This is a genomic window from Actinoallomurus sp. CA-150999, assembly GCF_050942425.1.
GTDB lineage: Bacteria > Actinomycetota > Actinomycetes > Streptosporangiales > Streptosporangiaceae > Actinoallomurus.
The window spans coordinates 6597717-6618860 of sequence record NZ_CP192063.1 but is presented as its reverse complement, the minus strand read 5'-3'; the positions used below and the strand labels follow the sequence as shown (position 1 = coordinate 6618860).

At 68.6% G+C, this 21144-nt stretch carries 15 protein-coding genes; 3 read left to right on the top strand and 12 right to left on the bottom strand.

The window, feature by feature from the left end; translation table 11 throughout:
• Nucleotides 1-145 precede the first annotated feature (145 nt).
• Nucleotides 146-478 (top strand): hypothetical protein, encoded by a 333-nt coding sequence (locus ACQP2O_RS30590; RefSeq protein ID WP_433171055.1) that lies wholly within the window; start codon nt 146-148, stop codon nt 476-478.
• A 124-nt stretch (nt 479-602) separates the two neighbouring features.
• Here the strand turns inward: ACQP2O_RS30590 and ACQP2O_RS30585 are convergent, their stop codons facing one another.
• The 7 genes from ACQP2O_RS30585 to ACQP2O_RS30555 form a co-directional block, all read right to left on the bottom strand.
• Nucleotides 603-1691, bottom strand: coding sequence for an endonuclease/exonuclease/phosphatase family protein (locus ACQP2O_RS30585; RefSeq protein ID WP_433171053.1), 1089 nt, complete (start codon nt 1689-1691; stop codon nt 603-605).
• Between the two features lie 152 nt (nt 1692-1843).
• The gene (locus ACQP2O_RS30580) at nt 1844-3400 is read right to left on the bottom strand and encodes an MDR family MFS transporter (protein ID WP_433171052.1); all 1557 of its coding nucleotides are present in this window, start codon (nt 3398-3400) and stop codon (nt 1844-1846) included.
• 6 nt (nt 3401-3406) lie between these two features.
• Nucleotides 3407-4096, bottom strand: a complete 690-nt coding sequence (locus tag ACQP2O_RS30575) for a sulfotransferase family protein (RefSeq protein WP_433171050.1) — start codon at nt 4094-4096, stop codon at nt 3407-3409.
• Between the two features lie 348 nt (nt 4097-4444).
• Nucleotides 4445-5482, bottom strand: a complete 1038-nt coding sequence (locus tag ACQP2O_RS30570) for a glycosyltransferase family 2 protein (protein WP_433171049.1) — start codon at nt 5480-5482, stop codon at nt 4445-4447.
• A gap of 79 nt (nt 5483-5561) precedes the next feature.
• Nucleotides 5562-6992, bottom strand: a complete 1431-nt coding sequence (locus ACQP2O_RS30565; RefSeq protein WP_433171047.1) for an aspartate aminotransferase family protein — start codon at nt 6990-6992, stop codon at nt 5562-5564.
• Nucleotides 6993-7055: 63 nt separating this feature from the next.
• Nucleotides 7056-8048: a UbiA prenyltransferase family protein gene (locus tag ACQP2O_RS30560; protein ID WP_433171045.1), complete on the bottom strand. Its 993-nt coding sequence runs from the start codon at nt 8046-8048 to the stop codon at nt 7056-7058.
• A 75-nt stretch (nt 8049-8123) separates the two neighbouring features.
• Nucleotides 8124-9164: an NAD-dependent epimerase/dehydratase family protein gene (locus tag ACQP2O_RS30555; RefSeq protein ID WP_433171043.1), complete on the bottom strand. Its 1041-nt coding sequence runs from the start codon at nt 9162-9164 to the stop codon at nt 8124-8126.
• A gap of 404 nt (nt 9165-9568) precedes the next feature.
• Here ACQP2O_RS30555 and ACQP2O_RS30550 point away from each other — a divergent pair, with 404 nt between their 5' ends.
• On the top strand, nt 9569-9961 hold the full coding sequence (locus ACQP2O_RS30550; RefSeq protein ID WP_433171041.1) for a hypothetical protein: 393 nt from the start codon (nt 9569-9571) through the stop codon (nt 9959-9961).
• A 69-nt stretch (nt 9962-10030) separates the two neighbouring features.
• Here the strand turns inward: ACQP2O_RS30550 and ACQP2O_RS30545 are convergent, their stop codons facing one another.
• The 5 genes from ACQP2O_RS30545 to ACQP2O_RS30525 form a co-directional block, all read right to left on the bottom strand.
• Nucleotides 10031-11365 carry a hypothetical protein gene (locus ACQP2O_RS30545; RefSeq protein WP_433171039.1) on the bottom strand — a complete coding sequence of 445 codons (1335 nt, stop codon included), beginning with the start codon at nt 11363-11365 and terminating at the stop codon, nt 10031-10033.
• A gap of 23 nt (nt 11366-11388) precedes the next feature.
• Entirely contained in the window at nt 11389-12597 is a 1209-nt protein-coding gene (locus tag ACQP2O_RS30540) for a S53 family peptidase (RefSeq protein ID WP_433171037.1), read from the bottom strand.
• An 11-nt stretch (nt 12598-12608) separates the two neighbouring features.
• On the bottom strand, nt 12609-15077 hold the full coding sequence (locus tag ACQP2O_RS30535; protein WP_433171035.1) for a hypothetical protein: 2469 nt from the start codon (nt 15075-15077) through the stop codon (nt 12609-12611).
• Nucleotides 15078-15285: 208 nt separating this feature from the next.
• Nucleotides 15286-16359 (bottom strand): NPCBM/NEW2 domain-containing protein, encoded by a 1074-nt coding sequence (locus ACQP2O_RS30530; protein ID WP_433171033.1) that lies wholly within the window; start codon nt 16357-16359, stop codon nt 15286-15288.
• 356 nt (nt 16360-16715) lie between these two features.
• Nucleotides 16716-19148 (bottom strand): ricin-type beta-trefoil lectin domain protein, encoded by a 2433-nt coding sequence (locus tag ACQP2O_RS30525; protein ID WP_433171031.1) that lies wholly within the window; start codon nt 19146-19148, stop codon nt 16716-16718.
• Nucleotides 19149-19551: 403 nt separating this feature from the next.
• Here ACQP2O_RS30525 and ACQP2O_RS30520 point away from each other — a divergent pair, with 403 nt between their 5' ends.
• Nucleotides 19552-21111 carry a serine/threonine-protein kinase gene (locus ACQP2O_RS30520; protein WP_433191205.1) on the top strand — a complete coding sequence of 520 codons (1560 nt, stop codon included), beginning with the start codon at nt 19552-19554 and terminating at the stop codon, nt 21109-21111.
• The last annotated feature ends 33 nt before the right edge of the window (nt 21112-21144 follow it).

Sequence of the window (21144 nt, the reverse complement as noted above, 5' to 3'; positions counted from 1 at the left end):
ACGGCGCGCAAGCGCTGCGCCCGCTCGGCTCCATCCGCGCGACACGCACACGGCCTGCCGGGATCTAACGCTTAGTGGGTGACCGACTACTCAATGTGATAGTCGTTGGGATCGCACAGTTCCCAGACACCCGAAAGGGGATCCCGTGATCACGCGTGTTCCGCTGACCGGCCTGACCCTGGCCGCCGCCATGGTGGGTGCCGGCGTCAGCCCGGCCGTCGCCAGCGCGGCTCAGCCTCCCGTCCCCGGCTACCACTGCCACATGCTGCACTCCCACGAGAACGGCGCCTGGATGGGCCAAGGCAACTGCTTCCCGTTCCACGGCGCCACCCACCGCGGTCCCATCTACGGTGTCTTCACCATCAGCGGCCATACTCACGAGGGGGCCGAGAAGACCGTGACCTGCCGGGCACACGAGGGGCAGCACTCCGGCTTCGCCGAGCTCCCGGTCTGGGTCCGCGGCTTCCACTGCGAATAGTCGGTTCCACGGCCGACCGGGCCCCCGCTCTGCACTTTCACGGGTACGCCGGATCGCCGAGGTAGGTGGCCCGGCCGGGAGAAGCCCCGGCCGGGCCTTATTCGTTTCGGTGGTCATCGCGCCGTCACGTTCGGCCCTTCTGGCCCGGGTCTGAACGCAGTGAGAGCCAGAGATCCTGCGCGCGGTGGTCCGACATCCCCTCTGGACTGCGGAAGCCGTATCGGTACGTGTGAAGGCCGGTCGTGAACGCCCAGTCGAGCCGCCACACCGTCGGCCCGAACGCGGGCCAGGACGCCGGATAGAACGAGCCGTCCGCGCGTACCGCGTCGCTCAGGTGGGACCGGAACCAGCTGACGTCCCCCATTGACGGGGTGGTGTTGAAGTCGCCGGCGATCAGTTTCGGGTTATGGTTGGCCGCCACGTCCCGGCGCAGTGCGCTGAACTCGGCGGTGCGGTGCCGCACCCGGGTGTGCACGTCGCGGTAGAAGGAGGTGTCGAGAAGCCCCCCTTGGCCGAGTTGGACGGGGATGTGCACGTTGTAGACGGACAGCGTGCGGCCGCCGACCTCGAGGTCGGTGCGCAGCACCTTCCGCGCCTGGAACTGGGAGTACCAGGACGAGTCGACGGGCCACGCCGTCGCTATCGGGGGAGTGGCGATGATCGGGTATCGGGAGAGCGTCACGAGTTCACCGCTGATCGCCATCTGGTAGCCGGGAAACTCCTGCCGAAGCCTGGTCAGGTCGTCGACCGGCTGCGGCCCGTTGTTCACCCAGTTCAGGTACTCCTGCAGCAGGTAGACGTCGGCGTGCTGGGCGGTGAGGTAGCGGTAGAAGTGGGCGGGGTCATCGGTCTGGTCCCAGTACTCGGTGTTCCAGGACACGATGTGCAGCGCTCCGGCCGGCGCCCGGCCGCTGACCGCCAGCGCCCGTGGGTTCAGCCCGGCCTGCCCGAAACCGAGGATCAGCGCCACCACGGCGGTGCCGGCGACGGCCATCGCCCACCGGCGCGGCCCGCGGAAGAGGCCCACCGCGGCCGCCGCGAGCAACGCGAGTGGCACCACCATGTAGACCGGCGGAGGCGCCAGGTCGGGCAGGACCCACAGCCAGAACCGTCCGCTGAACAGCCGGTGCAAGACGGCGTTGGCAAGCCAGGCCACCGACATGGCGACCGCCAACCGTGCCGCCCAGCGCGGGAATAGTCCTGCGCGCTCCATCTGCACACTACCTCCAGGAGCAAATTGGCGTCCGGACTTAGCTTATTTATCACAGATCAGTCAAAGAAAAAGTAAAACAAGGGCCGTAGGCGTGGGCGTACGGCGATTCGCCATTCAATTCTCGCATTAGCGCACGATATGGGTTCGTGCGGCTATTCTGGTACTTCGCTGGAAAGGTGCTCTCCTGCGCGCCCGGCGGAGGTCCGCAGCGGAACCTCCTTCAATACCCAGCCGATCACGAACACCAGTGCGGTGAACGGCAGGCCCCACCAGAAGACATTGTGGATGGCATCGGCGATGGCGGCGAGGAGCGGCCCCTTCACCTGGGGTGCGACCTTCGAGAGCGAGCCCGGGTCGAGCTTCGCGCCGCCACCGGCCGGCAGCACGCCGGCGCCCGGCATCCCGGACAGCGCGGCGGCCAGCCGATTGTTGAAGATCGCGCCGAACAGCGACACCCCGAACGCACCACCGATCAAGCGGAAGAAGTTCGACGTGCTGCTCGCCACGCCCATGTCGCGCTGTTCTGCGCTGTTCTGCGCGATCAGCATGGTCAGCTGCATCGACATCGCCATGCCGATACCGAACACCACCATGTACGCCCCGGATGTGAGCTTCGTGGTGCTCACGTCGAGCCGGGTGAGCAGGTACATGCCGACGGTCAGCACCGCCCCGCCCAGGATCTGGAAGATCTTGTACCGCCCGGTGCGGCTGATGACCTGGCCGACGAGCGGGCCGATGATGAACATCGGGAACATCATCGGAAGCAAGAGGATCCCGCTGTTCGTCGCGGACGCGCCCTGGACGGTCTGCTGGTAGAGCGGCAGGAACGCCACGGCACCGAACATCGCGAACCCGATGAGGAAGCCGTGCCACACGGCCACGCTGAAGTTCCGGTTCCGGAACAGCCGGAACGGCAGCATGGGCTCCGGCGCGCGACGCTCGACGAGCACGAACAGCAGTGTCGACACGACGCTGATGACGGCAAGACCGATGATCTGCCAGGAGCCCCAGCCGTAGTGCGAACCGCCCCAGCTTCGCACCAGCATCAAGGCGGAGGCGGCGACGATCAGCAGGACCGCGCCCAACCAGTCGATCTTGTGCTTGATCTTGTGGTGTGGCAGGTGCAGCGTGGTGGCGATCAGCGCGAGCGCCATGATCCCTGGCGGCAGGTTGATGTAGAAGATCCAGCGCCAGGAGAGGTGGTCGGTGAGGAACCCGCCGAGCAGTGGGCCGCCGATCGTGGCGACGCCGATGACCGGCGCGGCGAAGCCCATGAGCCTGCCGCGTTCACGCGGCGGAACAAGGTCACCGATTATCGCCAGCACGCCGACGACGATGCCGCCGGCACCGAGGCCCTGCAGGGCTCGGAACCCGATCAGCTCGGCCATGTTCTGCGACAGGCCGAGCAGCACGGACGCCACCAGGAAGATGACGATCGCCGACATGAAGATCTTCTTGCGCCCGTAGAGGTCGCCGAACTTGCCGTAGAACGGGCCGGACACGGTCATGGTCAGGAGGTACGCCGTGACGACCCACGAAAGGCGCTTGATGCCGCCGAGCTCGCCGACGATCCGGGGCATCGCGGTGCCGACGATCAGGTTGTCGAGCGACGCGAGCAGCATGGCGAGCAACAGCCCGGCCAGCACCACATAGACGCGCCGGTCAAGCTTTTCGGATGCGGGGCCGACCGGCGCCTCCGTGGCGACCATCGTCAATCACCGCGTCCGGCGCAGGAGCAGCGGCACCGCTGTCCCGAGGCCGCTCTTGGCGTACTCCGCTCTGTCGTTCATCCGGGGAAACGGCTCCGCAGGCATCGGGACGTCGAGAAATTTGCAGAGTGGCTCCCATCCCGACTTGACGTCGAAGATCAGCAGCCGGCTGGCGGGAATGGTCTCGACGACCTCATTCGTGTGCGCCTTGAACAGCTCGATCGCGCGTTCTCGGGTCTGCTCGGCCGGCGATTTGAAAGTCTGCGATTCGAGCGTCGTCTGCAGGAGCTTGACCATCGGGGCGTAATCCGTGCCAAGCATCGACGACAGCAGGACGGCGGTCCGGCCCGGCAGCGAACTCATGCGCTGTCGCCGTCTGAACAGCGTCTCTTGTATGCTGCCCAGCCAGCGCTCCGGGTCGCGTATCGTGTGGATGACCTTCGCCTCTGGGTAATACTCGGCGAGCTCCCGCCAACGGGTAGAGACCGGCCCGCCGACAAATGATTCATACCCGGCGAGCACCTCGTCCCAGTCCGCCGAGCCACTTTCAATGGCTCCGAGCAATGGCCTGATCAGTCTGGGGTTCGCAAATAGATCCACCGCGTGCAGACACGGCCCGTAGCCGAGCCGCTCCAGCGCCGCCTTGATGGAGTTCGTCCCCGTTCGGCCGAGCCCGGTACATACGACACGCACCATGGTCTACTCCTTGCTGGTGAATGATTGCTTTTGGGGGTCACGGAAGCCGTACCGGCAAGGCCAGAGCGAGGGCGGCGACGGCCATGGCCGCGATGAGCAGGCGCGGCCGTATCGGTATGGGTGTTCGTATGACACGGACAACAGGTATGGCCACGAGCAGCATCACCGGTACGGCCACGTAGGCGAGAGGCGGCAGGAAGTCCAATGGCAACAGAAGGGTCATAAGGACGACGAGCAGCCAGGCCGTTGCCGTAGCGACAAGCATCCGTGTCGCCCGGCACCATCGGCTGCGCGACGGCGATGCGGTCCTATGGTCGGCCGCCGAAGCGTCGGCCTCGGCGGGCCGCGTCATGCGCCGGCCTCTTCCAGCACGCCGCCGGGGCCGGGGTCGTAGAGTCGCCGGAAGGTGCCGGAGGTGAGCCACTGCAGCACGCCGGTCGCCGCCGCGGCCGCGATCGTCACGTTCACCAGGAAGTGGATCGCGACGAAGTACCCCAGGAAGGCGACTGACCGGCGGCGCGCCACGAAGGCGTACAGGCCCACATCGCACAGCACCGACACGGCGAACAGCAGCGCCGGAACCACCCACCAAACCGCGCCGAACACCGCCGGGACCACCACCGACACCAACGCGGCCAGCGCCGCCACGCTCCCGTACGCGCGCCACCGGGTCTCGAAACCCTGCGCGAAGGCACGCGCCCGCGCGTACAGCGGAATACGCATCCGGCCTCGGTGGAAGAGCTTGCGCAGCAGTACGCGGAGGCTGTCGTCGTGATCGTGCCGGCCGCTGATGGCGGAGGTGAGCCGCAGGTCGTAGCGGCGGGACACGCGGTAGCCGTAGTCGACCTCCTCGGTGTGCCGCAGCCGGGTGTTGAACGGGCCGATCTCGTCGAAGACCTCCCTGCGCATCGCGCACATCGCGGGGAAGAGGAACGTGACGTTGCCCTCGCCGCTGACCGACCAGTAGTGGTACTGCAGCGCCCGGTACTCCTCGAGCAGGCTGTCGCGGATCAGCGGCTCGGGATCCTCGATCCCGCAGATCACGCCGATCCGCGGATCCGAGCGCAGCTGCGCGACGGCGACCTCCACCGCGTCGGGCGCGATGGCCACGTCGGAGTCGATGAAGAACAACACCTCGCCGGCGGCGCGCGCCACGCCGAAGTTACGCGCCGCCGCGCAACCCCCGTTGGCCGGTGTCGAGATCACGGAGACGCCGAGTCCCTTCGCGATGGCCACCGAGTCGTCGGTGCTGCCGTCGTCGACGACCAGGATCTCCACCGGCCCGTACGTCTGGTTCAGCGCCGCGCGCAGGCACATGCCGAGCGTGCGGGCGTAGTTGTAGTTCGGGATGATGATCGACACGAGTGGCCGGTCGTCCGTGGTCATGCGCTTACACCACCTTGTCGAGGGAATACGCCGGTCACCGCAACCTCGGTCACCACAGCCTTGGTCGCCACCGCCTTGGTCACCACAGGGACGTCACCTTCTCCTTGACGAACCGGGTGAGGAGCCGGGAAAGCCCGGTCTCGAGCACCTGGGCAAAGGCGTCCAGGAACTGCTCCACCTCGGCGGTCCCGCAGACCAGGGGCGGGGCCGCGACCAGCGGACTGCGGCCGTTGAGCGTGTAGTAGGTGTAGATGTCGTGGTCTCGGTAGAGCGCGTTGATGACCGCACACGTGATCAACTTGGTGCGGAACAGCGGGTCGCGGGCGATGCCTCCCGGTGCGAGCTTCGCCACCAGGTCGAGCACCTTCGGGCCGCCGTCGAGGTGGATCCCGTACAGGGCGCCGGCCCCCTGCACGTCGGAGATGACGTCCGGGTGTTCCTTCCGGATGCGCTCCAGGCCGGGGGCGAGCACCTTCTCGATCGCTCGTGCGCGCATCGGATAGTCGTCGTCGACCACGATGTTGATCGCCTCGATCGCGGTCGCGGTCTCCTCGCCGAAGCCGTAGTACGTGGTGCTGGTGCTCTGCAGCAGGGCGTCGGTGAGGCTGTCGTAGGCCTTGCGGAAGACCGGATTTCTGGCGATGTAGGCGGAGATCGACGATTTCCCGCCGCCGAAGCTCTTGGATGTCGTCACGACGTCGGGCAGCAGGCCCTCGTACCGCATGAAGTAGAAGAGGCTGCCGGTCTTCCCCCACCCGGTGTAGATCTCATCGAAGATCAACACGATGTCCTCGGCCGTGCACAGCTCGCGCAGCCCCCGCAGAAACTCCTCGGAGCACCGGCGCATGGTGGAGGCGCTGAACGGTTCGATGAGAATCGCGTACACGTCGCAGTCGCCGCGTTCGGTTCGGGCCTCGGCCACGAGCCGCCGCACGCCGTCGAGATCGTCGTACGGGAAGCTGCGGACGCCGGAGATTCCGGGGAAGGCGAAATGGTTCTGTGCCCCGCCGGTGAGGCTGCCGCTGCCGAGCAGCTTTCCGTGGAAGCTGATGTCGGCGTGCAGGATCGTGTTCCGCTTGCCGCCGTGGTACTTGTAGGCCAGCTTGACCGCGCCCTCGACCGCCTCGGCTCCGGAGTTCGGGAAGAAGGACATGTCGAGATCACCGGGCAACAGCTGCGCGAGATTGTGGCTCAGCGCGGCGACATAGGGGGAGAAGTAGGTCTTGTGCACCTCCATTCGGTGACGTTCGGCGAACTTCTGCCGGGCGGCCAGAATGCGCGGATGGTTGTGGCCGTGGTTGAGGACGCCGACCCCACCGGTGAAGTCCAGGATTCGGCGGCCGTCCCGGGTATGGATCCACGGGCCTTCCGCACGCTCGACGAGTTCCTTGCCGAAGCCGAACGACGTCATGAGCGAAACCTGGCTTCGATTCACGAATTTCCGGTACAGCTTGTGCACCTCGGCGACGCTGAGCCGTTCGGTATCGTCGAGGCTGAGCAGTTCGGCCATGATAAACCTTTCTTCGACGACGAAGGCGAAATCAGGATTCGCGTGGCATGACACCCGTTGGAGTCACGGCCTCGTTGCAAAAAGGGTGTGGGTGAGGCCGGGATAATGGGTATCGATCGTCGCCGTGCCGAGGAGGAGGGTCCAGAGCGCGAAGTCGGCGATGAGGACTCGGTCGCGCAGCAGGGTCTCCACCGGTTCGCCGCCGCCCTGCCGAACGATGACGAGTTGCAGGTAGCGCGAAACGGCGAAGAGCCCGACCGGGATCGACAGAAACGCGATGGCCTGCGCCTGCGTGTCGAATCGCGCGCCGGAGACGAGATAGAGGACGTACGCCATGAGCGTGAGCGCGGCGTTGAGGAGGATCAGCTGATCGACGAGTGCCACCGAGTAGCCCTGCAGCGATGGGCGGTGGCCAGAGCCGACGGTGACGAGTTCGTGTCTCCGCTTGCCGAGGCTCAACATGAGACAGAGGCAGAGGACACAGAGCAACAGCCAGCCGGAGACCGGTTGTCCGATGGCCAGGTATCCCTGGATCAGCCGCAGGAGGAACCCAACGGCGATCAAGAACACATCCACCAGCGGCACGTGCTTGAGGCCGCGGCTGTAGACGGCGTTCATGACGAGGTAGGCGAGGACCGGCCACCAGCCGATCTGTCGCCAGCCGATGAGGGCCACGCAGAGCAGGCCCGCCAGTACGGCGGCGTAGAGCCAGGCTCCGTACACCGGAAACCGGCCGGCGGCGATGGGGCGCAGCCGTTTGACCGGATGTTCCTTGTCACGTTCCCGGTCGGCGATGTCGTTCACGACATAGGTCACGCAGGACACGAGTGTGAAGACCGCGACCGCCAAGCAGACCCTTACGACCTCTGAGACCGACCAGTTTCGCGCCCAGACCAGAGGAAGGGGAACGACCAATAGTGTCTTCGCCCACTGCCGCGGACGTGATATCGCGATCAGGTCGCGGGCGAGTGAATGCGGGGTGGGGTCCGGCGCAGGTGAGGCCCGACGTCCTTGATGGACGGTCGGACCCGACCCGGCCGGGTCAACGGTATGCATCGCGGTCTCCGTGTGGTGGCAGGACTGGAGGGCGTTGCTGAGAAGTCGCCGGGGAAAAAGTTCTGGGTCGGCAGATCAGAAAAAGGCCTTGGTGAGCGCGAGCGCCCCTTGCCGCCATGCGTCCTTTGAGGTGGCGCCGGAGCCACGCGCCTGGTTCGCGTCACGCTCTTCTCTCCACCAGGCGAAGGTCCGCAGGATCGCGTCCTGGTTCGACCGCTGCGGCCGAAAGCCGAGCTGCTCGCGCGCCAGGTCGACGCTGACGTAGGAATCGGCGAGCAGCTTGTGAAGCAGCCGTCCGTACACCGGGGAAAGCCGTGCGCGCTCGAGCATGCGAAGCGCCGTCAGCGCCGGCTTGGCCGGGAGCGACACGATCCGCCTGCCGTGACCTGCGGCGTCGAGCACGGCTTGAAAGTCCTCACGAATTGTGCCGAACCGTTCGGCCCCGATGTTGAACGTCCCCGAGACGCGGTGTTCGGGACCGCGCAGGGCGAGCACGACCGCGTCCACCAGATCCTCGATGTCCAGCATCTGGATGCGCACGTCACCGCGGCCGAGAACGGGGAAGTTACGCCCTTCGTCGGCCCACTCGAACAGCATCGCGAACAACCCGAGCCGGCCAGGGCCGAGAAAGGTCTTCGGACGCAGGATGGACAGGCATTGACCGCGGTCGCGGAACTCCTCGCCTACCTCCTCCGCCGAGGCCTTCGCGCCGCTGTAGACGTCCACTGGGCTGCGCGGATGACTCTCGGGGGTCGGGACGAGTTTCGGCAGCCCGTAGACGGCCGTGGAGGAGATCTGGACCACCCGCGGAACGTTCGCCCGATACGCTGCTTCCAGTACGTTTCGGGTGCCGCCGACGATGACGCTCCTGATCTGTTCATCCGGATAGCTCGGCAGCGCGGCCGCACAGTGCACCACGGCATCCGCACCCGCAACCGCCTTGGCCATTAGTGATTCGTCGCGAACATCGCCGACAAAACATTCTTCCATTTCATGTGAACCGGGCGTCGCTCGCAAGTCCAGGCCGCGGACCTTATGACCATTGGCGGCCAATCGCCGTACGAGAGCGCCACCGAGCATTCCGTTACTGCCTGTAACGAGGATTCGGTCCGTCATGCACACCACCTTCCTTTGCCAGTTCATATCTGACCTGTCGGGGGCCTTGCTTCGGGTCACTCTTAGCTGATGTCGTCGTTTGACAAAACGCAATACCACCTTCGTGTAGTGTTCGTGACCGAGGCGCTTCCCCGGTCTCATTTGCGGCGTCGTGTCAAGGGATACCTAGCTATCTGACGGGTCACGACCCTTTCCTATCGCAGAGATTGTCCAGTATGAAGTGATGTGGACAATTGTGGTGGTCGTTTTGTCCAGCTACAGTCAGCACGGGGAGTGGCATGGGACGACGGATGCGATCGGTGGATCCGAAGTTGGGCCCGGTAGAGCGGTTCGCATGCGAGTTGCGAGCGTTGCGGGCTGAGGCGGGTGACCTGCCGTTTTGGAAGATGGCGCACTCTTGCGAGGTGTCCAAGAGCGCACTCGCCGCCGCGACGGCCGGCTACCAGTTGCCGACCGAAAGGGTGGTGCGCGAGTTCGTCCGCGTCTGTGGCGGCGACTGGACAAAATGGCGGCAACGGTGGCTGCAGACGGCCGCCGAGGTGGACGCGATCGCCGACAGCGATGCTCCTGATCGGGACGTGCCGGCTCAGAGGCCGCCGGAGACGCGCGGCGTCCCCGCACCTGCTACGGAGGGGGACCGGCAAGCCGGCAGGAGCCCGCGGCGAGACACCCCCCGGCGGCGCATCTGGCCCATCGCCGTGGCAGCGCTCGCCGTCGCCGTCGCCTGCGGATGGCTGCTGCGCACCCTGCTACGCAAGCCGCCGGCGGCCGTGAGGGGCGTCAGCGCTCTGCGGTGAGGTCATGGCCGGCCATGACGGCGGCCCGGCCGGGAGGTGCCCCGGCCGGGCCTTATTCGTGGTCGGTGGTCACCGCGCCGTCGCGCAGCCGTAGTGGAACAGCTGCGGAGCCGTCGAGGAACCGGCGGCGCTCGGGACCTCCACGTGCCCGGCCGCCCACACGTTCGTGGCGGAACCGGCGGAGACCGACGACAGGGCCGCGGAGTCGGCCGGGGAGCCGCCGGGTGCGGTCACCGCCGTCCACTTCTGCCCGTCCCAGTGCTCGATGAGGTTGGCGCCCCCATTACCCGGTGGTTTAGGACCTTGCTTGTAGGAGCCGACCGCCCAGGCGTCCGAGGGGGAGATCGCGGCCACCGAGGAGAGCGTGCCGACCGGCGAGTCGCCCGGGACGGGCACCGGAAGGATCGTCCACTTGGCGCCGTCCCAGTGCTCCGTCAGCGGCGCGATGCCGTTCGGTCCCTTCCAGGCGCCGACGGCCCACACGTCGTGAGCGGATGTCGCGGACAAGGCGGAGATGGTCCAGTTGCCGGCGCCCGTGGGCAGGGGCATCGGCACGACGGACCACTTGGCGCCGTCCCAGTGCATCGCGTCCTCGCCGCCGCCCTGGACGCCGGCCGCGAGCCAGATGTCGTTCTTGGCCCGGCCGTACATCGCGGTCACGACGGGGACGGACGACGTCTGCGCGAGCGGATAGTCGACGTAGGTCCAGGACTTACCGTCCCAGTGCTCCACCAGGCTCGGGTGCAGGCCGTTGCCGCCGAGGGGGCGGGCGACACTGATCCAGGCGTCCGTGGCCGAGAACGCGGCGAGGCCGGTCACCGTCCCGCCTGGATCCTGCTGGGCCGGATAGCTCAGCGCCGGACTGATCGTCCACCGGGTGCCGTCCCAGTGCTCGACCAGCGGGCTGAAGGGTGCGCTCGTGTAGTAGCCGGCGGCCCACCCGTCATCGGGCGAATCGAACCTCAGGCTGGTCAGCGTCGCCGCGCCGGAGCCCGGATCGGGCGGGACGCTGGGGCTGTGGCTTCGCACCCATTTCGATCCGTCATAGCGCTCTATGTCGGAGATGTTGTTGCCGGCCGGATAGGGAGCCTGCGTCCAGGCCCGGTCGGTGGCCGCGATCCAGACGTCGTGGTCGGACAGAACGTCCACCGCGCCGATCGGGGCGCTGGTGTACGACTGACCGGAGTTCGACGAACTCAGGCTGAGCGCCTCGGCGTTGTTCGGCGCCTCAACGGCCGACCAGCTGGCATGGCACGAGTTCGTGACACTCGACGCTCGCGACGCGGTGGGCGTGTCCGCCGACACCGCGCCGGCAGGAACGGCGATCAGAGCGACGCCCAGCGACATCGCCGTGATGGCCGACCGCGCCGAGGCCCCGGGTTTCCGCCACGGAAGAATCCTCATGTTGAACATCTTTCGTTCGGAGCCTAAAAGGCGTCTGTGCCGTTGGGCGTGCCGAGCCCGGTCGGGCCGTCGTAGCCGCGTCCGGCCGTGCAGAGGTAGGCCGGGTAGCAGTCGGCATTGGTGCCGCTCGTGACGTCGAAGAGCCGCGCGCGATGGGCGTAGGGGTAGGCCGCGGCGTTCACCGTCGCGGTATTCCCGGCGAGGGCATAGACACCGGCGACGATCGGTGACGACGCGCTCGTTCCGCCCACGGTGACCCACCCGCCGACGCCGTACGTGTCATAGACCGCGACGCCGGTGAAGGGGTCGGCCACGGCGGCCACGTCGGCCACCGTACGGTGCGTGCAGACCTTGTCGGTCTGCCAGGCGGGCTTGGCGATCTGGGTGGAGCATCCGCTGCCGGCTCCCCACCAGGCGGTCTCCTGCCAGCCCCGCGCGTTGTCCGCGGGCCACAGCGTCGTCCCGCCGACCGCGATCACGTGCGCGGACGCGGCCGGATAGCCCACGCCGAGCCCGGAGTCGCCCGATGACGCGGTGATGGCGACGCCCGGGTGGTCGAAGTGGCCCTCCATACGGGTCACCCCGACGTACTCGGGTTCGCCGTAACTGTTGGAGATGGCGTTCGCGTGCAGCCTGGCGGCGGTGTCCACCGAGGCCCCCAGGCTCTCGTCCTGGTTGTCGTCCGCCTCGACCAGCAGGATGTGACAGTTCGGGCAGACGGCCGAGGCCATCTGGACGTCCAGTGACTCCTCCACGGCCCACCCGCTGTCGGGCGAGGGGAGCGGGGTGGCGGCGCCTCGCTGGTTGACCTTGTGGAAGCAACCGTTGGCCTCCGTACAGGGCGGCAGACCGTACTGGCGGCGGTAGACCGCCAGGTCCGCCTCGGCGTTCGGGTCGTCGAACGCGTCGACGATCGCGATCGTCTGTCCGGCACCGCCCTTCGCCGCCGACGTGAGACGGTACGCGGCCTGCAGATCCGCGGGCCCGTACCCGGCCGGGCTCGTCGCGGCCAGCGCCGGTCCGGCCGGTCCCGAGGTGCGCACCACGGCCATGCAGCTGGGGTGCCCCGGCGCGGGCGTGCCGCACGCGTTACGTACGGAAGGGGCCGCCGCGCTCGTGTCCGCGGGCCGGGGGCCGGTGTCGGCGCGCGTGCTGCCGCCGGCGAGCAGGGCGGCCGCGCAGACGGCCGCGCCCAGCAGGGCGCCGCGGCGTGGAGAATGACGTCGGTTCATCGGGGATCTCCTCACCGGCCGTGGGACCGGGCGGTGCCGGCGGACGTGGGCGGCAGCGCGTAGGCGCGGATGATCGTCTGGGACAGCGCACTTCCGGAGGCGTCCGTCAACGCGGTCCGGAGCGAGACGTAACCGGTGGATTTTCCGCCCGCGGGCGGACCGGCGGGCACCGTCACCGCGAAGCCGCCGTGGTCCGCCCGCACGTCACTGACCGCGGCCCAGGTCGCTCCGTCGTCGAAGGAGACCTCGACCGCCGCCTTCGTCACGGGCGAGGCGTTCGTCTCATGCGCCTGGTGGTATCCGGTGAGCCGGAACGTCTCCGGCCGGTCCGCCGGCGCCCGGCCCGACTGGTCGACATCGAGGTCGTAGCTCGCGAAGACGAGCGGGAGCAGCGAACATCCGCGGCTGACGTCCGGACCGCAGAAGTCGGACGAGGGGAGCTTGTCCGGCCGGTGCGGGCGCCGCGACGTGAACGCCCACACCGATTCCACCGTGGAATCCAGCGGCGACCCGGTCGGGGCGGGATGCGTGACCCAATCGACCTTGTACGAGGCGCTGTCCGGGAGCATCGGGAAGATGCCGCCGGGGCGCGGCTGTTCCTGCGTCAGCACGCCGTCGCGGTAGAACTTCAGGTCCTCGCCCGCTCTCGGGAGATACGCCCAGTGGCCCGCCGCGTCGCCGTAGTCGGTGACGTCGAAGACCATATTGTCGTCCTGCCGGCACACCGGGCACATGAAGCCGTGGCCCTCGGCGGCGGCGCTGGGAGCCACCAGCCCGGACTCGGCCGGGGGAGTGGGCACCAGCGGGCCGCGCAGCCAGCTCTCGCTCGTCTGCCGGCCGGGCTCGTACGCGCGGGCGGTGCCGACGACCGACGCCGCCGAGTCGTTGACGTCGTCGAAGACGGCGGGTTGCCAGATCGGCGAACCCGCGCCGCCGAAGTAGTTGGTGCGCGTCCCGGGAAGGGCGAAGTTGTAGACGCTGAGGTAGGCGTCGTACGGGCTCCAGGAGTGATGGGGTGCGAAGTACTCGGCCCCCTGACCCGGCTGGTCGGCCGCGTAGTTCTCCTGGACCGTGGCGAGATCGCCGGCGCCGAGGTCGTGATCGAGCCGTTTCGGCACGCCGCTGTCGTCGGCGTAGTCCAGGTAGTAGGCGTAGGCGGGATTCGCGCCGAAACCTCGACCGGGCGGCTCGAGCAGCCACGAGTCCGCGAAATGAAGAGTCCCGACGCCGTGCGCGCCGGTCGGCGTCGCGAAGGTCCGCAGATCCGGGTACTCCTGCCCGGGCCCGAACACCTGCAGCAGTTCGGACCGGCCGAACCCGAGCACGGTACCGGAGAACTCCCGGCCGTCGGCCCCCTCACGCGTGTAGCCGAGGCCGACCATCCCCGTCTCGGAGGGCCGGGGCGTCTTGATCGTCATCGGTTCGGCGGTGCGCGCGTCGGCGGTCACCGACCGGTCCCGGCGGACGGTGACGTCGGGCAGCGCCACGAACGTCGCGGTCTGGTACAGCGACGAGGCGACCGGCGTCCCGACGAACGCCTCGATGCTGTACCGGCCGGCCGGCACGCTCAAGGCGACCGGCTGGTCCGGGCTCGCCCAGCTGACGCTCCAGTAATGCCGCAGGTCGTCCAGGTTCTGGACGTCGATCCGCGCATATCCCGGCTGACCGTCGCGCTCGATGGCGCCGATCGTCAGCGTGTACAGCCGGACCCCGTTCGCCCCGCCCTCAGCAGCGTCCGGCGTGCCGCCCACCGTGGCCGGCGGCGCCGCCTGGCCGCCCGCCGCCCGCCCGGCGGCACCGGATGCCGGAAGGAGCGGTGCCGGCCCGGTCGGCATGGCGAGCGAGACGGCGTTCACCTCGTCCAGGCCACCGGCCTTCCCGGCGACCCGGGCCGGTACGCGCCCCGCGGGGACATGCCGGTCGGCGGCGAACCTGGACGCCAGCGCCGCGCCGAACGTCGTGGCCCGCGACTTGTCGACGGTGCCCGAGGTCGTCCTCCCCTTGATGGGGGATGTGACTCCCGGCACGGAGACCGGATGCCGATCCGCCTTCCAGTCGACCGTGACCGGGACGGCCTTCTGGCGGGCGTCGTCGAAGCCGAGCCGGGTCAGCAGGCTGACGTCGAACAACCGCCGATCGAGCAGCGTTCCGAGGTACGGACCCGCGTCACGCGGCACCACGTACAGGTCGCCGCCCACGGTGAACGTGTCGACCAGGGGCACGGCACCCGACGCGCTCGGGGTGACGGAGACCTGCTGTTGACCTGCGGAGCCGCTGACGTGAACGCGCTCACCGGTGATCAGTGTCAGCGTCGTACCGCCGCGCCCGCCGGTGGTCGCGGCGACCTGGGCCGTGGACGCCGACGGCAGCATGCTCAGCGGGCCGGCGGGGTCGGCGGGTGCGGTCTTCTTGCCGGAGAGAGCCGCCGCGGAACCACCTCCACATGCCAGGAGCGCCGCCGCGAGCGTGGCGGAGAGCAACCAGCCCCTCTTCCGGCGTCGCGTCGGCCTCGGCGTCCTGCGCCCAGGGGGTTCTGACCAGTGCATGAACGGTGACTCCTTACACGCCCGATCGGTGCCCCCGCCCGGCCGGTGGAAAATGATCATCCGCAGCATGTACCGGAGATCCGGCAATTGGAAGATCTTGGTGTGGCGGGGATCTGCCGACGTCGTCTTCCCGCCAAGGAGATCAGCAGGTGATGGAGGCGTTGCCCCAGTCGGCGTGGTCGTAGTCGATGCCGTCGCGGGCGTCGGTCACGCGCAGCTCGAGCGTGCGGGCACCACCGACCGGAGCCACGAGGCTCGTGGCCGCGCCGTACGACTTGACGTCGGTGTAGGTGATCAACCGGCCGTCACCGTACACCGCGAAGCGGACACTGCCCTTGCCGGAGCCGACCTCGGAGTCGATCCCGACGTCCGCCGTGAACCGGCTGCAGGCGCCGCCGAGCCACACGTGTACGGCCGAGTCGGCGTGGGCGCCCAGGCCCTTGGCGTACGTCGTCGTACCGATGGTCAGCGTGTGCCCGTCGCCCGCCGCCTGCTCGCCGTTCGACCGGTCACGCTCCACCGGGCCCCAGCCGTTGCTGCCGGCGAGCCAGGTGAGGTCGCTGACCTGGTACGTCCCGGCGGCGCGCGGAGCGGCCAGGGTGCCGGACCGCGTGACCCGGTACATCACCACGCCGTGGCTCGGCACGCTCGACGAGATCGTTCCCGACGTGGTCGAGGTGGTCCCGCTCCAGAGGTCCTTGAGACCGTACGAGCTGGATCCGCCCAGCCCGAGCTCGGCGGCGCTGGTCGTGATGGTGGCGGCCGATCCGGACCGGTTGAGGAGCACGGCGGTCACCGAGCCGTCCGACATCGGCTTCGCCCACACCTGCAGGCCGCCGCCCAGGTCGCGCATCCGGCGGCCCTGGGAGCCGCCCCAGTCCTGGTCGACCGCTACGACGTCGGGGCTGGTGATGATGGTCTTGGTGGCGGCGCTCATCGAGCGCAGGTCGTTGCCGAGGATCAGCGGGGCGTTGAGCAGCGCCCACAGCGAGAAGTGCGCGCGGTACTCGGTGTCGGTCATCCCGCCGTTGCCGACCTCGAGCATGTCCGGGTCGTTCCAGGCGTCCGGGTGCGAGAAGAGCTCCAGCCCCGCCTGCTGGTCCAGCAGGGAGGTCATGCTGGACCACGAGTCGCTGATGTCGCCGGTCGTCCGCCACAGGCTGCCGCCTGTGCCCGGGCCGAACACCCAGGGCGATTCCTCCCCCCCCAGTCGCACAGGCTCACTTCTTTCTTAGTCACTCTTGGTGATCTCATGGTATCGTTCTGACATCAGCATGCCCCGTGCCCAGGCGACGCGGGGCACCCTCCTCGGTCCTATAGCTGTGCAGGCTGGACCGACAGCGTCCGGAGGGACGTGCCACGCGGGTCGACGCTTCTGCCGACACCAGGGCACGAAGACGATTGGCACATGCCCGGCATCCAGTCGGAACGATTCCTAGGGATCGCTTAGCCAATCAGAGACGCTGTAGACGATCGGTCGGCCGGTGGCCTTCAGCACGTCGCCCATCGCCTTGTGGCGCTGGGCGGCGAGCCGGTCTGGAACTGGCCACGGGGGCTCCAGGGGAGTGTCGGCTAGCTGATCGAGAGGTTGTCGAACTGGTCGGTCTGGTAGCCCGCGACGCCGAAGCCGACCTGACCGGAGGTGTAGGTGCCGTCGGTGACCGTGCCCAGGGTGGCGCCGTCCACCTTCGCGGCGATGGTGCTGCCCTGCATGCTGAGGGCCAGCGTGTGCCAGCGGCCGAGGCCGAGGGCCGTGGTCGTACCGTTCGCCAGGGTGGTGAGAGTGCCGCCGGTGTCGCGCTCGCCGAGCGTCCACGAGCCGCCGTCGTTGATGCGGAACTCGTAGCCGGCCTGCCGATCCTGGGGACGGGACTGGGCACCGGCCCGGCCGATCAGCTTGACCGTTCCGGCCTGCTGCAGATCGACGTCGACCGAGGCCGTGTAGTTCGTCCAGGCGGTGTCACCGACGAGGGCGTACGCGTCACTGTCCCCCTGCCATTCGATGGGCTTGACCGGGGCGACCTGTTGCAGGCAGTTGCCGCTGCGGCCGTTCAGGCAGGCGCGTACCTCGAAGGCGCCCTGCATGTCGGATACGTACTTGGCTTCGGTGCCGGTCCCGTACGTGTCGAAGCCGTCGCGGTAGGGGAGGGCGAGGCCGTGCTGGGCGGGGCCGGCGGCGGTGCCCTTGGCCTGTCCGGTCGTGGTGGTGAGCGAGTAGATGTAACCGGGTTGGAGGGTGAGCTGGTAGCCGCCGCCGGACGGCGTGATGTCGGGCTGCTTGATGAAGTAGTCGCCCGAGTTCAGGTTCGTCGCCCACACGTGGACGGTGCCGGTGGACAGGCCGCCCGTGACGGTGACGTTGAGGGTGTGGGCGGTGCTCGCGCCGGCCGTCTCGACGATCGTGCTGTAGTCGGTGCCGTTCTTCAGTGTGACGTAACTGCCGTTGGTGCGGGCGCCGCCGAGGTATCCGCTCGCGGAGTCGATGAACCGCCAGCCGGGTTTGACGAACTGGGTGACCTGCGCCATCGCCCAGGTCTCCTTGCCGAGCCGGTAGGAGCCGGACCAGGGTGACGGCGCGACCGCGAGTCCGACGGTCGCGTAGGGCAGGTTGGGCGTGAGGGCGGCGATCACCGGCCAGTTGAGGTACGCGGTCATCCGGCCGTCGATGTAGCCCCTGGTGATGGAGCGGATCAGCGCGGCGGCGCCATCGTCGATGTCGAGGGAGCCGTTCTCGCTCGCCCACAGCTGCTTGCCGGTGGCGAGTGCGTTCGCGGTCGAGTTACAGGTCGTCGAGTCGGAGAGGTAGCCGCACGGATAGTGGACGCCCACGATGTCGACGGCGGCGTTGAAGGCCGGGTCGCTCGCCATGTCGTCGGCGACGCTCCAGCCGGTGTCGTCGCCGACGACCTTGACGTTGCCGTATCCGCGGTCGGCGAGGGCCTGGTGGAGGTTCTCGTACCAGGTCTTGTCGTGGCCCTTCTCGTTCCAACCGCCGAGGTAGTCGACGGTGAGACCGTGGCTCTTCGCGCAGTCCAGCCAGGAGACCAGGTAGTCGATCGCGTCCTGCGACCACCAGTTGCCGCCGCCGATCCAGCCCGGGCCGGCCCACGCCAGCCCGTACAGCTTGAGATCGGGATTACGGGCCTTGGCCTGCTCGCCCAGCCAGAATTCGTACCCGGCGTTGCAGTTCACGGTCCCGCGGGTGTGCTCGATGCTGGGCTCCGCGCCGTCGGTGGAGTTGGCGTCGCCGCCGACCTCCAGCTTGAGGAGCTGGACGTTCGCGCCGTAGTCGGGCTTGAACAGGTAGTCCAGGATCTGGGAGCGCTGCGGTTCGGGATAGTCGATCAGCAGCCGGCTGTTGCCGCCTCCGCCGCTGATCGCACCGACGCCGTCGAAGACCCTTCCGTCACCGGTGCCGTTGATCGTGAGGCTGGTCGACGTGCTCGGCGGAATCCATCGCTGGTTGTTGTCACCGGGCGTCTTGCACGTCCAGAGCTGGACGACCGTGCCGTCCGTCGTGCCGTTCGCGTTCGCGTCCAGGCACTTGCCCGACTGGACGCCGACGATGGTCTGGTCGGCGCCGAGGTTCCACTTCTGGTTCGTGCCGCCGTCGCACGTCCAGATGACGGCCTTCGTGCCGTCGGAGGTGCCCTGCCCGGACGCGTCGAGGCACTTGGTCACCCCTCCGATCGTCACACGCAGCTCGTTCGCGGACGTCGACGTCCACTGCTGGTTGGCGCCTCCGTTGCAGGTCCAGAGCTCCACCTGGGTCCCGTCGGTGCTGGTGTTACCGGTAACATCCAGGCACTTGCCCGAGACCGGATTCAGCAGCTGGCTGTTCGCGATCGCCGCCTCGGCGCGCTCCGCGCCGAAGAGGAGCACGCCGATCAGCACGAGCACGGTGGACAGGGCGAGGGAGCGGCGGCCGTTCCGGCTCCCCTTTCCTAACGTGGTGCGCCCGGCGCCGACGGCCGGCAGGGCGGGGGTACGAAGAATTCGACGCATGGCGGGCTCCTGGCGGTGAGCGAACGCGTGCGAAACTCGTTGGTGTCCTGGTTGTACATGTTTGGCTGTGTTCGGACAAGACGCTGGCCACCTTCGGCGGGTGGGGGGTGATCCCACCGTGCCGCTGCCGCGAACGCGCCGCCTCTCCGTACGGCACGTCCGAAGCGGAGGGGCGGGGGCGCCGGGGACGGTGTCGGTCGCCTGAGCCATGTAGGTAAAAATCGCCTATCTCTTCCCGCTCGCCGTGGCGCCTGCGGGCGGTTACCAGCGCACGGCAGGCCTGAGGCCGACGACACGCGCCGACCAGGCGATCTCCCTTGCCCGTTCCGGCGTGACGCGGCCCGAAAATCCGCTTTACTCCTGATATCCGGATGAGAGCGACATAAGGAGGGCTGTGGCCGGGATGGTTGACGGCGAAACGCCCGCGATTCAGCCACTGAGGCCGCACGACCCCCGACGTGTCGGGCCCTACCGCCTCGTCGGCCGACTGGGCGCCGGCGGGATGGGGGTCGTCTACGCCGGGGCGGGCGCGGACGAGCGTCGCGTCGCGGTCAAGGTCGTCCAGCCCGAACTCGCACACGACCCGGACTTCCGCGACCGCTTCGCCCGCGAGGTGTCGCTGCTCCACCGCGTGTCGGACCGGTGCGTCGCCCGCGTCATGGCAGCCGATACGGCCGGGTCGCCGCCGTGGTTCGCCACCGAGTACATCCCGGGCCCGACCCTCGACCGGCGGGTCGACTCGGGGCCGATGTCCGGTGACGAGTTGCACGGCCTGGCCACCGGTCTGGCCGAGGCCCTGGTCGCCCTGCACTCCCAGGGGATCGTGCACCGGGATCTCAAACCGTCCAACCTCATCCTCGCCCCGGACGGGCCCAAGGTCGTCGACTTCGGCATCGCGCGCGCCCTCGACGAGACCAGCATGACCCGGACCGGCGTCGTCCTCGGCTCGTCGGGCTGGATCAGCCCCGAGCACTACCTCGGCGAGGCGGTCGGCCCGACCGCGGACGTGCATGCCTGGGGGCTGATCGTCTACTTCGCCGCGACCGGACGCCGGCCGTACGGGCGGGACCGCCCGGAGGTCATGGCCGCCCGCGTGCTGAACACGACGCCCGACACGGCCGCGCTCCCGGACCGCTACCGGGCGATGGTCGAACGAGCGCTGGCCAAGGACCCGGCAGCCCGCCCATCGGCGACCGAGCTGCTCACCGCACTCGCCACGCCGCTCGGCGGCGACGACCCGACGAGGGCCGCGACCGCGTTCCTCGACCGCGCCTGGGTCATGCCGCCCACCCCCGAGGATCCTGCCTGGACGAGTGTCCGCCGGCCATCCCGGCGGAAGGCGTACCTGCTCGGCGGCGGGATCGCCGCCGCGGTCACGGCGGCCGCCGCCGTCACGCTGGTGTCCCTGCCCTCCCACGGGCACCCGGCGGCCCCGACGAAGCTGGGCGGCAGCCGGGTCGCGAACGGCGGGCTGTCCTACATCCTGCCGACCGGGTGGAGCTCGGCCGAGTCGCGCAGGGACGCCGAGATCGACGTCTGCGTGCTGCCCAAGGAGTTCGCGACGTCGGGTTGCGGTCACGGCGGCCTGTCCATCCAGGCATGGCCCAAGGGAGAGACGCCGACCTACGATTCCCCGACCGGCTGGGCCAACTCGGGCGACGCCGGCAGCATCCCGGGCTGTATGCGCGACACCGGGTCCGGGGACATGACCAAGGCGATCACCGCCGACGGCGTGACCGTCCGCGGCACCCGCCCCGTCGGCGGCCGGCAGGCCATCTACCGTGAGTACCGCTTCGAGTGCCGGAACGGCTGGCGCTCGACGCCGCGCCTATGGTGGCTGTCGCAGTCCGGCGTCCTGCTGGAGACCATCGAGCTACCCGACCGTTACCGGACGACCGTCGACGCGATCGCCCGGAGCATCGACCTCAGCGCCTACCAGCGCCCGGAGCAGCAGACGAACTGACGGCCACGCCGCATCGTACGACCGAGGCTTCGC

Excerpts from the sequence above, each read along its gene's own strand:
- ACQP2O_RS30585 (WP_433171053.1), bottom strand. The coding sequence starts at position 1,691 with ATGGAGCGCGCAGGACTATTCCCGCGCTGGGCGGCACGGTTGGCGGTC.
- ACQP2O_RS30580 (WP_433171052.1), bottom strand. The coding sequence starts at position 3,400 with ATGGTCGCCACGGAGGCGCCGGTCGGCCCCGCATCCGAAAAGCTTGAC.
- ACQP2O_RS30575 (WP_433171050.1), bottom strand. The coding sequence starts at position 4,096 with ATGGTGCGTGTCGTATGTACCGGGCTCGGCCGAACGGGGACGAACTCC.
- ACQP2O_RS30570 (WP_433171049.1), bottom strand. The coding sequence starts at position 5,482 with ATGACCACGGACGACCGGCCACTCGTGTCGATCATCATCCCGAACTAC.
- ACQP2O_RS30565 (WP_433171047.1), bottom strand. The coding sequence starts at position 6,992 with ATGGCCGAACTGCTCAGCCTCGACGATACCGAACGGCTCAGCGTCGCC.
- ACQP2O_RS30560 (WP_433171045.1), bottom strand. The coding sequence starts at position 8,048 with ATGCATACCGTTGACCCGGCCGGGTCGGGTCCGACCGTCCATCAAGGA.
- ACQP2O_RS30555 (WP_433171043.1), bottom strand. The coding sequence starts at position 9,164 with ATGACGGACCGAATCCTCGTTACAGGCAGTAACGGAATGCTCGGTGGC.
- ACQP2O_RS30545 (WP_433171039.1), bottom strand. The coding sequence starts at position 11,365 with ATGAGGATTCTTCCGTGGCGGAAACCCGGGGCCTCGGCGCGGTCGGCC.
- ACQP2O_RS30540 (WP_433171037.1), bottom strand. The coding sequence starts at position 12,597 with ATGAACCGACGTCATTCTCCACGCCGCGGCGCCCTGCTGGGCGCGGCC.
- ACQP2O_RS30525 (WP_433171031.1), bottom strand. The coding sequence starts at position 19,148 with ATGCGTCGAATTCTTCGTACCCCCGCCCTGCCGGCCGTCGGCGCCGGG.
- ACQP2O_RS30520 (WP_433191205.1), top strand. The coding sequence starts at position 19,552 with ATGGTTGACGGCGAAACGCCCGCGATTCAGCCACTGAGGCCGCACGAC.